The sequence below is a fragment of the Alteromonas sp. M12 genome, assembly GCF_037478005.1.
Taxonomy (GTDB): Bacteria; Pseudomonadota; Gammaproteobacteria; order Enterobacterales; family Alteromonadaceae; genus Aliiglaciecola; species Aliiglaciecola lipolytica_A.
Map to the genome: position 1 here is coordinate 2314913 of NZ_CP144164.1, position 14090 is coordinate 2329002.

The window sequence follows — 14090 nt, forward strand, 5'->3', positions numbered from 1 at the left end:
AAAACACAATTAGAAACTTGTATTAAACACGATATAACAATAAAAAAAGGGGAGTCGTTTGGAAGTTTTTCATGATTTTTTAAAGCTATTAGATAGTTTTTTAGGGGGCAATGCTCTGTTTCCATTTATCTTGTTGGGAACAGGTCTGTTTTTTACAATTTTTCTAGGTTTTCCGCAAATACGTTATTTTAAGCATGCGTGGAAAGTGGTTACCGGTAAGTTTGATAGTGATGATTCTCCCGGTGATACCAGTCATTTTAGAGCCTTAACTACAGCTTTATCCGGTACTGTCGGTACCGGAAATATTAGTGGTGTAGCATTTGCTATTTTCCTCGGTGGACCAGCAGCATTGTTTTGGATGTGGGCGACTGCATTTTTTGGTATGACTACCAAATTTGTTGAAGTGACCCTTTCTCATAAATATCGCGAAAAAACCGAAGATGGCACTATGGCTGGAGGCCCCATGTATTACATGGATAAACGTCTCAATATGAAGTGGTTAGCGGTGGCATTTGCGATTGCAACGGTAATCAGTTCTTTCGGTACAGGTAATTTACCGCAAAGTAATGGTATTGCCACTAGTATTGAAGAGACCTTCGGCTTTGAACCTTGGATTGTTGGTAGTGTACTAGGGATTCTACTTGCGTTAGTCATCTTAGGTGGAATTCAACGTATAGCAGCGGTTACATCTAAAATTGTGCCTTTTATGGCGCTGATTTATTTAATCGGAGCTTTAGCCGTAATCTTCGCCAATTTAGAAAATATCGGACCTTCATTTACGTCAATATTCTCAGATTTGTTTACCGGTTCAGCAGCAACGGGAGGCTTCTTAGGCGCTTCTATTGCGTATGCATTTAACCGAGGTGTGAATCGTGGTTTATTCTCCAATGAAGCGGGTCAAGGTTCAGCTCCCATCGCTCACGCGGCAGCAAAAACCAAAGAGCCTGTGTCTGAAGGTATGGTTTCAATATTAGAGCCGTTTATCGATACTATCGTTATTTGTACTTTGACCGGTCTCGTTATTTTATCTTCTGGTGTTTGGAAAGATAAACATATCAACCAATTCGAACGCTCCAGTTTAGAAATAGTCGCGGGTAGTTACTCTGAAGAAGATCCACAAGACAGAGAAAACTTGTACCACTATTTAAATAATATCGGTAGTTCAAGCGTTGAAAAATACAATGGTGATATTCAAGTTGTATCTGGCAAAGCGGTGAGTAGTGGTTTTACGATTATTCATGCTCGTTCTTTGGCTGAAGATGTGATGTTTACCGTGGGTGGAAACGAAGATTTATTCACCGGCTCAGTCAAAATAGTGGATGGCAGCATTGTAAAAGAAAACTTGATTTTAACCGGGAAATCTTTGGTACACTCGGCGCGCTTAACCACTATTGCATTTACTAAAGGCTTTTTCGGTGATTTTGGCCAATACATAGTTTCTGTTGGACTATTGTTGTTTGCCTTTTCGACTGCCATCGCGTGGTCTTATTATGGTGATAGGGCAATGACTTATTTACTCGGGCCGCGCTCAGTAATGCCATACCGAGTGGTTTATGTTGCCGGTTTTGTTTGGGCTTCATTTTCAGACACTGAGTTAGTTTGGACATTGGCAAGTGTCGCTATCGTTGTCATGACTTTACCGAACTTGTTTGGTATTTTAATGCTCAGTAAAGAGATGAAAAGTTCGGTTAAGGATTATTGGGAAAGATTTAATAAAGAAAATAAATCCTGATTTAGTAAAATATAAGCAATAATCGATTTGTGTAGCGTTGACGGAGGTAAAACTACCGTCAACGTTTTGTATTTGGAGTATAAATATGGCACTGATAGACTGCCCTTCGTGCAATAAGAAAATTTCCGATAAAGCGGATACTTGTTCCCATTGTGATTTTCTGGTGGGCGATGCATCTGCTGAAGATCTGTTACGAAAAAAGAATTTAAACAAATTTAAGAAACAACACAGTATACAAAACCAGTCTTTGCTGGCGATGTTGATGTTTGTGGCTGGCTTTGGTTTTATGTATTGGGGTGGGGCGCAACCCGGTGACCTGCAACATACTATGGCGATTGCCGTTTCCGTTACTGGTTTTGTTTGGTACGTGGTCAATCGAATTCGATTAATTTTTATAAAGCGAGCTAATTAGTGAGTATAGATGCGTTAGTGTCGTCAATGACAAAAGATACCTATGAAAAGCTGCTACAAGCAGTGGAAACGGGAAAATGGCTTGATGGTTTGCCCTTGACAGAAAGCCAACGAGAGAGCAGCATGCAAGCGGTTATGATGTATCAGGTTAAAGTTTTAAAACTTGATCAACATATGACGTTAAATGCTGATGGCCAAATTAATCATAAAAGCCGTCAACAACTTAAAGAGCAGTTTGCTCCACAAAGCAGCATAGCACGGTTCAAGCAGGATGATTTTTAAACACTTTTTTCGACCCAAATATCAGGATCCTAATCCGCAAGTTAGAATCCAAGCAATTGCAAACTTAATCCCAGAAGAATCTCAACATAAGACTCAATTACACGAGCTCGCCTTTAATGACGAAGATCCAAATGTAAGTTTGGCTGCTTTAACGCGACTAAATAGTTTCGCGCTGTGGTGTAAAATGGCTGAAACAGCCAAGTCTGAACGGGTTAAGAAACGGGCACAGATCACAGTGGAAAATGCTTTGTTTGAACAAGGTGATTTGTTGATCACCGACCAGGAAAGACAAAGATTTATTGCTGAATGCAAAAGTAATTCATTGTTGGAAAAGCTGCTGCAATTACCATCGGTTAAAAATGATGAGTCTGGTTTATTGCTCAAGGTATTAAACAAGCTAAATAAGCCCCATGTCACCAAACAACAATTTATCAATAGCAATAATGAAAAGGTACAACTGAGTTTATTGGCATTGATAGATGATGAGTCTACTCTAAATAAAGCGTTAAAAAGAACGGCTTTTAGTGGAGTAAAAGACGCGATTACCAGTAAGCTTCAAAAAATCGAAGAAGCAAAACTCAAGCCCTTAGAAATTGAGAAAGACGCAAAATTAGTACTGTCTCGTTTATTGGCGTTAAAAGATAAATCTGACTATGCATTAATCAAACAACAAAACCGAGAACTGACGGATTCATTTACTGCTCTGCAACAAGAATTTGCTTGTTTAAATGACGAAACAAAAGAGCAATTAAATACGCGCTTCGACGAAATTAGCCACAAAGTCACCAGCTTAATTCAACAATTAGCACCCAAGTTCGAAGCAGCAGAGCAATTTAAAGCGCTTAATGCACAGCTAGAAAAAATTGCACAAAAAGTGAATTTAATTTTAGCTGAAGCGAATAAAGAGTTGTCACAAGATGTGGAAAAGGTAACTCTTGGGGCTGTGGAAGCTTATGAACATGCTTTGCAAGATTGTCAGCAACAATTAACTATAATATTTCCTGAACTATCCCACGATATTGGACTAAAACGAATTTGGGAATCTATTTCTTCACAAATTATTCAATGCCGTTCAACCTTAGAACGTTTGCCTGAATTTAAAAAAGCGGTGACTCTTGGTAAAGAGTTTATTGAGCAATTTAAACGTCTCAAGCCGCCTACAGATATAAGCCAGATTAGTGCCTCTAAAGAGTATTTAACTGAGCAAACATCATATTGGAAAGCGTTGTCTGCGCCTTACGGTTCAGGTTGGCCTAAGGAACTTGAAGTTGAGTGGCAGGATTGCCGTAAAGCGTTTAACGCGGGATTAAAAAAGCTTTTAGATGATGTAAAACAGAACGAAAATCGCTGTAAAGCCAAGTTAAGAGCCATCGACGGACTGATTTCCCAAGGTAAATATAATGCTGCAATGGGCTTGTATGAAAAAGTCACAAGTTGGTATGAGCAACTTCCTGAACGCAATCAACATTTTGTTAGCCGTCAACTCCAAGCAATTAAAGAACAAGTTGAAAATCTAAAAGATTGGCAACAGTACATTGCTCAACCTCGTAAACCTACAGTGCTCAAAGAAGCCGAAACTATTGCTTTGCATCCATTGCCTGTTGAACAACAAGTCGCGGAGGTTAAACGCCTAAGAAGTGCTTGGAATAGTCTCGGCAATACAGACTCAGAGGCGGACACTATTCTTAACAAAGCCTTCGATATGGCGATTGAAAAAGCATTTGAACCTTGCCGCATACATTTCGCTGAGATGGAGTCTCAACGCAAAGACAATGAACTGCAAAAGTTAGCATTAATCGAGCGCTGCAAATTATTGCAAACTGAAGAGAAATCAGTCAGTGCAATAGCGGAAGAAGTCAGTCAAATTCGACAGCAGTGGAAGCGTATTGGTAAAGTGGATTATAAGATATTAGATACAATCAATGAGGCATATTTAAATGCACTCAAACCACTAAAAGCGCAAATTCAGCAATTCCACCATGACAACGCAGAATCTAAGCAAATGCTAATTAGCAAAGCGCAGGTGTTGCTTACCCATGAAGATATTAATGAAGCAATTGAGCAAGCCAAAAAGCTGCAACATCAGTGGAAAGAAATCGGTAATGCTGGTCGCAAACAAGACGCTTTATTATGGAAACAATTTAGACATGTTAATGACCAGTTATTTGCAAAACGCAATGACATTCAAAACAACAATAAACAAGCATTGCAAAAAGGCATTGAAGAAGCTGAAGTTGCTTTGCAGGGGATTCAACAAGGAGCAGATGGTGCCGACAGTTTATCTGCTATTGAGAAAGTAGTTGAACAATTGCAGCAATTTAGAGCCAGTCTTGATGATAATGAACAGGTCTTAAAGTCGCTTAGCAGTAAATTAATCAAAATTGAGAAACAACTCGCCAGCAAAAAACGATCGGTGACTAGTGATAAGCAGCGCCGAATGTTAGATAACGTATTCAAATTGTTAGGCGGCTCAATCAGTGAGCAAGAAACTAAAGACTTAGTAGAGCAGTTACCCCAAGCATGGAGACAAGCTTACCTTAGTGATAAAGCGACTGATTTTAACCGTAACCAAATTGCAGTTTTGTTGGAGATTCTTGGATCTGAAGAAAGTCCAAAAGAGGATTCTCAATTGCGTAAAAATCTGCAGTTACAAATGATGACCGATAAGTTACAACACGGTGAACAGCTAGATAAAGACACATTACTATTACAGTTTATTCAACAAGGGAAATTAGCTGCAGAGGCGAGTGATAAAGATCGGCAGTTACTCGAACGGGTAAAATCCCACTTTATCAATTAAATGCAAAAATTGGCCGGTGAATTAACTTAATTCACCGCGCAAATTTGTTATTAATTGACGTTTTATTTCTTCCACTGGAAGCTCTTTACTGAGCAGATAATGTAGTTTCGCTAATGCTGCTTCTGGTGTCATATCATGTCCAGACACCACTCCAACTTCACGCAATACATGACCGTTTGCATAGCCACTCATGTTCACTTTACCACTAAAACATTGTGTGCAATTTAGTACAATAATATTGTTCTGCTGGGCTTCTTTGAGTTGTGCTAACAACGCCGGGTTTTGCGGTGCATTACCGACACCATAACTCAATAAAATTAACGCTTTGACTGGTTGCTGTAAGGTGTTTCTAATGACTTCTGCACTGATCCCCGGATACAAGGTTACTACACCTATGGGTTGTGCATTTACAGGGCTGACCTTCATTACTTTTTGGCTGTCTTGGCTGATTTTCCCAGCAATAAGTTCGATATCGATTCCCGCTCTAAGTAGTTCTGGATAATTTGGTGAGCCAAAAGCGTCAAAACCATCAGCGTCAACTTTGCGACTACGATTTCCACGAAACAAACGGTTATTGAAATATAATGATACTTCGGAAATAGGGTAGTTAGCCGCGATGTAAAGGGCATTTAACAGGTTTACTTGACCGTCTGAACGCAATTCAGCAAGAGGAATTTGCGAGCCTGTCACAATCACTGGTTTGCCTAAGTCTTCTAACATGAAGGATAGCGCTGAAGCCGTATATGCCATCGTATCAGTACCATGCAAGATAATAAAACCATCATAGTCGGCATAGTTAGCACTGATATCATCGGCGATGTTTTGCCAATCATGGGGGCTCATGTCTGAAGAATCGATTAGACTTTGATACTCCTGAATCGTAAATTCGGGCATCTCAGGGCGATGAAATTCAGGCATATTATTAAGGGTCTCGGTCAAAAAACCAGAGACTGGAACATAACCATGGGATGAAGGGCGCATACCAATTGTGCCGCCAGTATAGGCCACGTAAATTCGTTTTTTAGTGTGAGTCATTATTTTTTATGTCTATTAATGCAATGCCGACATTCTAACCTGAAATATTCCCTTATTGACGATATATTGTTGTAATTTCACTGAGTATTTACAAAAATGATGATAACGAGGTAACTATCTAAAGTGGGTAGTTTTTCAAAAGCAAAGGACAAATTTTGATTAATATAAAGACAGTTACTTTATTAACGATAATTCTAGTAAGCACTTTGTTCGCAGCGACTTCCCACTCAGAAGAAGTGTTGAGTATGCGCGAACGTGCAGCATTAATAGATGACATACTCAAAGATCGTCTTGAGCGAACGCTTCCCAAGTTGATGGAGCGGGAAGGGATCGACATGTGGATTTTGATATCTAGGGAGTATAACGAAGATCCAGTGTTAAAAACCATGTTACCAGCAACCTGGTTATCGGCTAGACGCAGAACTATTTTGGTGCTGTTTAATCCCGGAAATGGACAAGCTGTGGAACGTCTTGCAGTAAGTCGATACGACGTCGATAGCATGTTTAGAAAAGGATGGGATAAAGAAAAACAACCCAACCAATGGCAACGCCTTGTGGAATTAATAAAACAAAAAAATCCACAAAAAATAGCCCTCAATAAATCTGCTCATTTTGCTTTAGCTGATGGTCTGAGTGCAACAGAATACCAAGAGTTAATGGACGCTTTGCCTTCCGAGCTATCCAACAAAGTGGTTTCATCACAAAATTTAGCCATCGCGTGGTTAGAAACCCGTAGCGGCAAAGAAATGGAAGTGTATCCAAGCTTAATTAAAATCGGTCATCGCTTAATTGCTGAGGCTTTTTCCAATCAGGTTATTACTCCCGGAGAAACAACTACGGAAGATGTGGTTTGGTGGTTAAGGGAAAAAAGCAGAGAACTAAAATTAACCAATTGGTTTCATCCATCCGTTTCAATTCAACGCTCAAGTACAGTGAAGTTTGACCATTTAAAAGCTTTTACAGCTAGCAATGCGGAACAGGTTATTCAAGCGGGTGACCTTTTGCACGTGGACTTCGGATTGGTTTATTTGCGTTTACATTCTGATCAACAACAGCATGCTTATGTGTTAAAACCAGGTGAGACGGATGCACCTGACTATCTGCAAAAGGCATTTACAAAAGCTAATCGATTACAAGATATTTTTACCAATAACTTCAAACCAGGACGAACTGGAAATGAAGTACTAAAGATGTCTAGAGAGCAAGCTATTGCTGAGGGTATTAAACCCTCAATTTATACTCACCCAATTGGTTATCATGGTCATGCAGCTGGAACCACTCTTGGGATGTGGGATTCTCAAGGTGGTGTGCCGGTCACAGGTGATTATCCCTTGCACCTCAACACCGCTTATTCCATCGAATTGAATGCCGCTTCTTTTATTCCAGAATGGAAAAAGGAAATTCGGATTATGTTAGAGGAAAATGCATTTTTTGATAGTAGCGGAGTGCATTACCTAGATGGCCGGCAAACAAAACTCCACCTAATTCAGCCTAAATAGAGCATGATTTATAACACTTTCTAGAAATAAAAAGTGTTACAGGATTTATATTATCAAGCTAGTCTCGAAGTGCTTTGTTATGCTTGACATCTAACAATAAAAACACGCACTAACACAGGAAAAAAATATGAAAATTAGAATTAAGCCGATGGCGATAAAACAAGCACTGATCGCTATGTCTGTATCAATTGCTTTAGCGGGTTGTGCAGGTAACAGCACGGACAACTCAACGGGTAATCAGGTGGCGGCTGAAAAAATGACTCAATTAACTGAGTCGAAAAAAATCCAAGAATTAACTGAAAATTACTTTAATGAAAGTATGGCGTTTAATCCGATTTATTCTACTTTTGTTGGCGAAACTAAATATAACGATCAATTTGATGAACCGCTAACGGAAGCTGTTTTCGCTAAACGTTTAGCCTTTGAGAAGAAATATTTAGCGGCTGTTAATACTATCGATTCAAGTAAATTGAGTGGTCAGGATTTATTGAGCTATGAAGTATTTAAACGGGATCTTGAAGTAGGTATCAGAGAGTTTGAATTGCCTGAACACTTGATGCCAATAAGTCAGTTCGGTGGCGTACATAGTTATTTTGCAATGTTAGGCTCAGGCAGTAGTGCACAGCCTTTTAATACCGCGCAAGATTATCGTAACTTTATGAAGCGCTCGGTTGGCTTTTCTGCTTACATGGACAGCGTAATTACGACTATGCAAGAAGGCATTAAAAAAGGTGTAGTCCATCCCAAGCCAATTATTGAAAAGCTGATACCGCAATTAAGTGCTCATGTTGTAGATGATGTTAGCAAAAGCGTTTTTTACGGCCCAGTAGCCGCGTTAGAGGATAATGAAAATATATCCGAAGATGAAAAAGCTAAATTAAAAAGTGAATATATTGCCGTTATTAAGCAAGTCATTATTCCTGCATATGCCAAGGTGGCAAAATTTGTAGCAGGCGAATATCTGCAAAATGGCCGTGATACTGTTGGCTTATCGGCACTTCCTAACGGTAAAAAATGGTATGAATACCGAATCGAAACGAATACCACATTACCTTTAACCGCTGAAGAAATACATGAATTTGGCAAGCAAGAAGTGGCTCGCATTTTATCAGAAATGATTAAAGTAAAAGAAACTGTCGGCTTTGAAGGGGATTTACCTGCATTTTTCGAGTTTTTGCGTACAGATGACCAATTTTACTTCGATTCTAAGCAAGGGATCATTGATGGTTATACAGAAGTAAAAGAAAAGATTAATGAAAGACTACCATTACTGTTTGAAGTATTTCCTAAAGCGGATTACGTGGTGAAACCGGTTGAGGCATACAGGGAAGCTTCTGAAGCAGGAGCCAGTTATATGCCTCCGGCACCGGATGGCTCGAGACCGGGGATTTTTTATATTAATACCCGTGATCTAAAAGGCCAACCAAAGTTTTCACTAGAAACCTTAAGTATTCATGAAGCGGCACCCGGGCACCATTTCCAAATCGCGATTCAGCAAGAAGTAGAATCCCTTCCAAAATTCCGTAAATTTGGTGGTTACACTGTGTTTGCTGAAGGTTGGGCGTTATACGCAGAAAGCTTAGGTAAAGAGTTAGGGCTCTTCACTGACCCTTATATGTGGTACGGGCGACTAAGCGACGAACAATTGCGTGCTATGCGTTTAGTGGTCGACACTGGATTACATGCATTCGGCTGGACTAGAGAGGAGGCCATCGCCTACATGTTAGCCAATTCATCTATGGCCAAAAGCGATGTTGTTGCAGAAGTTGAACGTTATATTTCAATCGGCGGCCAAGCGCTCGCTTACAAAATAGGTCAACGACATATCCGTATGTTGCGCAATAAAGCCTCTGCCGCACTGGGTGATAAGTTCGACGTTCGCAAGTTCCACACCCAAGTGCTAATAGATGGCGCATTACCTATGCCCATTCTTGAAGCTAAAATTGACCGTTGGATCGAGAGTCAAAAAAGTTAAACACATAAGGTTTGCTAGCTTTACAGCGTTTTCAGCGCTCTTTCGATGAGTTAGTATGATAGGCGAGGCTTAGGTCTCGCCTTTTTATTTCCCTTAATAATTTCCAATATCGTAATTTTAAAGGACTTTTGTGAAGTTTTTACATACCTCAGACTGGCATATTGGCCGTCAATTCCACAACGTTTCTCTACTTGAAGATCAACAATATGTGCTTAATCAGTTGATCGAGTACATTAAACAACAAGAAGTTGATGCGCTAATTATAGCTGGGGATATATATGATCGTGCATTACCGCCAGCTAACGCAGTAGAGTTGCTTGATCAAGTCCTTACAACTATCTGTATAGATTTAAAAATTCCAACTATTTTGATTCCAGGAAATCATGATAGTGCTGAAAGAGTCAGGTTTGGCGCAAAACACATGAAACAATCTGGCCTGCATATTATCGGTGATTTACAGCAGATTACACAGCCAACTATCATTGATATAAAAGGGGGTGAAGTTGCTTTTTACGGTATTCCATATTGTGAGCCAGCAATGGTTAGAAATACCTTTGATGTGGAGGTTAGCAGTTATGATGAGGCTCACAGTTACTTGGTCGAAGAAATTAAAAAAGTGATGTCAGACAAACAAAAAAATGTGTTGATCAGCCATTGTTTTATTGATGGTGCCAGCGAATCTGACTCTGAACGACCATTACAAATAGGCGGTGCAGACCGAGTGAGTTATCAACCTTGTATCGACTTTGATTACGTGGCCTTAGGGCACCTGCATAGTCCGCAGTTTAAAGGAAAAGAACATATCCGTTACTCTGGTTCGATCATGAAATATAGTTTTTCAGAGCAGCACCAGAAAAAAGGTGTAACTCTGGTTGAATTCGACTCTGAAATGCCAGTATCAATGACACACCTAGCGCTTAAGCCACTCAGAGACATGCGTATTATTGAAGGTGAATTAAGCACTATTTTAGAACAAGGTAAAGTCGACCCCAACAATGACGATTATCTTTTGGTTAGGCTAACAGATAAGCACGCAATCTTAGATCCCATGGGTAAGTTAAGAGAGGTGTACCCCAATGTGTTGCACCTTGAAAAACCTGGCATGCTAGAAACCAACTCAACACAATTAAATCAAGAGTCGTTAAAGCAAGGGGAGCTGGATATGTTTCGAGATTTCTATTCGCAAATTGCCGGCCAAGCCATGTCAGAGGATCAAGATAAATTGGTCTCCGAACTAATTAATCGATTAACCAAATAGGGACATTAACATGAAGCCACTTAAACTGACTGTACATGCTTTTGGCCCTTTTTCTGGTACTGAATGTATTGATTTTGCGGAGTTGGGATCTAACCCCTTATTTTTGATAAATGGCCCTACAGGCGCGGGCAAAAGCTCCATACTTGATGCCATCTGTTTTGCCTTATATGGCCAAACAACCGGGGCTGAACGCTCAGCCTCACAAATGCGCTGTGATTTCGCCGATATAAATTTACTGACCGAGGTAACCTTAGATTTTAGCTTGGGCAATAAGGCTTATCGTATTTCTCGGATCCCTATGCAAGAGAGGGCTAAGAGTGTTGGAGAAGGCACCACGTCGCAAAATTCCAAAGCCAGCCTTTGGGAGCTTGATGGTAGCGAGAACAATCGGCTACTAGTTTCATCTAGCGTGAAAGAAGCAGACAACCAGATTAGAAGTCTTATTGGATTAGATGTTGAACAATTCCGTCAGGTTATGGTGTTACCTCAAGGTAAGTTTAGAGAATTGTTGTTAGCGGACTCTAAAGATCGCGAAAAAATATTTAGCCAGTTATTTCAAACTTCCATCTATAAGAGGATTGAAGATGGTTTAAAACTCCAAGCTGCAGAGATTAAAAAAGCGGTGGAGCAACATCAGAACCAAATAAAAGGCATATTGCAAAGTGCTGACGTCAACTCAGAAGAGCAGGTTGAAACAAGCATTGTGCAGATAAAACCAGAACTTGTACTGGCATTTACTCAAAAACAAGATGCACAAAGCCAGGTTAAACAAACGGAAAAAGCCTTAGAAGCGGCTAATCAATTAGTTAAAAAGTTCACCGACTTTGAGTTGAAAAGTCATGAGTTAGAACAACTTAAAGAATCCATTCCCGCGTTCGACAAGCTAAAACAACAGCTGAGGCTTGCCCAAGTTGCACAAAAGTTAGCACCTCTTTTTAAAGACAAAAAGAGCGTGGCATCAAAACTAGCTCAAGGGCAGGAAAAATTAGCTAACAGTCAATCGGCATTAAGCCAATATGACGCCCAGTTAAAACAAGCAGTAGAAAGATTTAGCGCCGCACAAGTTGAGCAGCAACAAGTTGAGTCTGTGCAAAAACAACTCAATCAACTGGAACAGTTTTTAAAAGTGGCGCAAAACTTAAACGCCGCCACAGTGTTAAAAGAAAAGGCCCAATCACAGGCGACGGAGAGTAAAAGTAAACTTAATAAGCAACAAGGTCAGATAGACACTATCAGTTCACAAATAATGGGTTTAGAACAACAATGGCAGCAACTTTCAGAGCAAGTAAGCGCCATCGCAGCACAACAACTATTACTTGAAAAGTTAAGTCAAAACTTGACCAAGGGTAAAAATTTACAGAAATTACGGGACGAATTAAAGCAACTGCAACAGCAAAGTGCTCTGGCCAGACGTGATTATGATTCAGCCCAAAATAGCTTATTAGACAGTTCACGCTTAGTTAAAAAAACCGAGTTTTCTTGGCATGCTAGTCAAGCGGCTATTTTGGCCCAAGAGTTAGAAGACGGAGAGGCATGTCCTGTGTGTGGTAGTTTGCAGCACCCTAATATTGCCACGACACAAGGTGTTATTGAATTCACCAGCAAAGAAAAAGTCGATGAGGTTAGAGCCCTAGAACAACAAGCAACTAACACGCGAGATAAGGCAAAAGCACTATTAGATAACGCTGTCAGCAAGGAAACCGTTAAACAGAGCTTAATTGATTCCCTAAACCAAGAGTTAGGCGATATTGCATCTAAAAGCATAGAAGAGATGCAAACTGAGCACGACACTCAGCAGCACAAAGTCAGTGAGTTATTAAGGGTTCAAAAAAACCTGACAACTGTAGCTGAAAACCTAGAAAACAATAAAAACACACTCAAAGAGTACCAAGCTAAACTCTCTGGTTTGCAAGACCAAGCAGCGGTAGATGAGAAAGGTTTGATCACAGCTGAAGCGAATGTTGCGCAACTTGAAAAACAAGTCCCCTCTCAGCAACGTAATATTTCCGAGCTAGAATCCAATATAGATGGTCTAAAACGTAAGATTAGCCAGCTTAATGAGGCCTTAGTGTCTGCTCGACAAGACAAAGAAGTCGCCCAATCTCAATTCGACCAAGGTCATGCCAACAACCAGGCATTACAGGCAAATTTAGCTGAGTTGGAAACCGAAAGTCGAGAGGCCGAAAAAAATTGGGAAACCGCTTTAGGGGCAAGTGAGTTTATTAATGAAGACGCTTTTTTAGCCGCGCAACTAAGTGATCAACAACAACTTGAGTTACAAACCAATATTGAAGAGTTTAAAACTAGGCTGGATAATTTAACCGGAGCGGTTTCCCAACTTAAATCTGAGTTAACCGCCCAAAGCAAACCTAACCTTGTTGTGATCCAAGACGAACTTGCTTTGGCTAATTCAGTGCTTAATGAAAAAGATCGCATATGGCGGGAATTAGAAGAGCGCAAAAATCAGCTTCTTTCGGTGCAAACCAAGTTAATTGCTGCCCATAAAAAGAACCAAGCACTTGAAGTGCAATATCAAACCGTAGGAACCTTATACGAGGTATCTAACGGACTCACCGGTGATAAAGTTAGTTTGCAGCGATTTGTGCTCAGTGTCTTGTTAGATGATGTATTGATACAGGCTTCACAGCGATTGTCGTTAATGAGTAAAGGCCGATATCAACTTATTCGCAAGGAAGAGCGTGCGAAAGGCAACAAAGCATCTGGACTTGAACTGGAAGTAGATGATGCCTACACCGGCAAATCGCGTCCTGTTGCCACTCTGTCAGGGGGAGAGTCCTTTATGGCTGCCTTATCATTAGCCTTGGGTTTGTCTGATGTGGTGCAGTCCTATTCAGGTGGTATTCGACTGGATACATTATTTATAGATGAAGGGTTTGGTAGTTTAGACTCTGAGTCGTTAGATTTAGCCATCCGCACTTTAATCGATTTGCAATCCACTGGCCGCATGATTGGGATCATTTCCCATGTTAGTGAGTTAAAAAGTCAAATGGCCCTGCGAGTTGATGTGAAATCAGGCAGAGCGGGTAGTCAAATTGAGGTGTTAACTGCATAACGAGTCTGAATATAAAAAGCCATGG

Annotated in this window: 9 protein-coding genes; 8 read left to right on the forward strand and 1 reads right to left on the reverse strand. The window is 40.3% G+C overall.

Features of this window, described 5'->3' with window-relative positions:
* Positions 1 to 58: 58 nt before the first annotated feature.
* From VUI23_RS09870 to VUI23_RS09885, 4 genes are all read left to right on the forward strand, one after another.
* Entirely contained in the window at positions 59 to 1732 is a 1674-nt protein-coding gene (locus VUI23_RS09870; protein ID WP_216046463.1) for an AGCS family amino acid carrier protein, read from the forward strand.
* 85 nt (positions 1733 to 1817) lie between these two features.
* Complete coding sequence (locus VUI23_RS09875) at positions 1818 to 2144, forward strand: hypothetical protein (RefSeq protein ID WP_342808084.1); 327 nt, start codon at positions 1818 to 1820, stop codon at positions 2142 to 2144.
* Positions 2144 to 2425, forward strand: coding sequence for a DUF1315 family protein (locus VUI23_RS09880; protein ID WP_216046465.1), 282 nt, complete (start codon positions 2144 to 2146; stop codon positions 2423 to 2425). Before VUI23_RS09875 ends, VUI23_RS09880 begins: the two co-directional genes overlap by 1 nt.
* The gene (locus VUI23_RS09885; protein ID WP_342808086.1) at positions 2415 to 5225 is read left to right on the forward strand and encodes a DUF349 domain-containing protein; all 2811 of its coding nucleotides are present in this window, start codon (positions 2415 to 2417) and stop codon (positions 5223 to 5225) included. The genes VUI23_RS09880 and VUI23_RS09885 overlap by 11 nt, the downstream gene beginning before the upstream one ends.
* Positions 5226 to 5246: 21 nt before the next feature.
* Here the strand turns inward: VUI23_RS09885 and ansA are convergent, their stop codons facing one another.
* The gene (gene ansA, locus VUI23_RS09890; RefSeq protein WP_303499832.1) at positions 5247 to 6260 is read right to left on the reverse strand and encodes an asparaginase; all 1014 of its coding nucleotides are present in this window, start codon (positions 6258 to 6260) and stop codon (positions 5247 to 5249) included.
* 164 nt (positions 6261 to 6424) lie between these two features.
* Here ansA and VUI23_RS09895 point away from each other — a divergent pair, with 164 nt between their 5' ends.
* The 4 genes from VUI23_RS09895 to VUI23_RS09910 all read left to right on the forward strand — a co-directional run bounded on the left by VUI23_RS09895 (position 6425) and on the right by VUI23_RS09910 (position 14065).
* Complete coding sequence (locus tag VUI23_RS09895; RefSeq protein ID WP_342808275.1) at positions 6425 to 7759, forward strand: M24 family metallopeptidase; 1335 nt, start codon at positions 6425 to 6427, stop codon at positions 7757 to 7759.
* A gap of 127 nt (positions 7760 to 7886) precedes the next feature.
* Complete coding sequence (locus VUI23_RS09900; RefSeq protein WP_342808088.1) at positions 7887 to 9734, forward strand: DUF885 domain-containing protein; 1848 nt, start codon at positions 7887 to 7889, stop codon at positions 9732 to 9734.
* Positions 9735 to 9864: 130 nt separating this feature from the next.
* Positions 9865 to 10992, forward strand: coding sequence for an exonuclease SbcCD subunit D (locus VUI23_RS09905; protein WP_342808090.1), 1128 nt, complete (start codon positions 9865 to 9867; stop codon positions 10990 to 10992).
* A 10-nt stretch (positions 10993 to 11002) separates the two neighbouring features.
* On the forward strand, positions 11003 to 14065 hold the full coding sequence (locus tag VUI23_RS09910; protein ID WP_342808092.1) for an SMC family ATPase: 3063 nt from the start codon (positions 11003 to 11005) through the stop codon (positions 14063 to 14065).
* Positions 14066 to 14090: the final 25 nt, after the last annotated feature.

What these genes read in the sequence shown, in the direction of transcription:
- ansA (WP_303499832.1), bottom strand. Translation starts at nt 6,260, where the DNA reads ATGACTCACACTAAAAAACGAATTTACGTGGCCTATACTGGCGGCACA.
- VUI23_RS09875 (WP_342808084.1), top strand. Translation starts at nt 1,818, where the DNA reads ATGGCACTGATAGACTGCCCTTCGTGCAATAAGAAAATTTCCGATAAA.
- VUI23_RS09885 (WP_342808086.1), top strand. Translation starts at nt 2,415, where the DNA reads ATGATTTTTAAACACTTTTTTCGACCCAAATATCAGGATCCTAATCCG.
- VUI23_RS09910 (WP_342808092.1), top strand. Translation starts at nt 11,003, where the DNA reads ATGAAGCCACTTAAACTGACTGTACATGCTTTTGGCCCTTTTTCTGGT.
- VUI23_RS09900 (WP_342808088.1), top strand. Translation starts at nt 7,887, where the DNA reads ATGAAAATTAGAATTAAGCCGATGGCGATAAAACAAGCACTGATCGCT.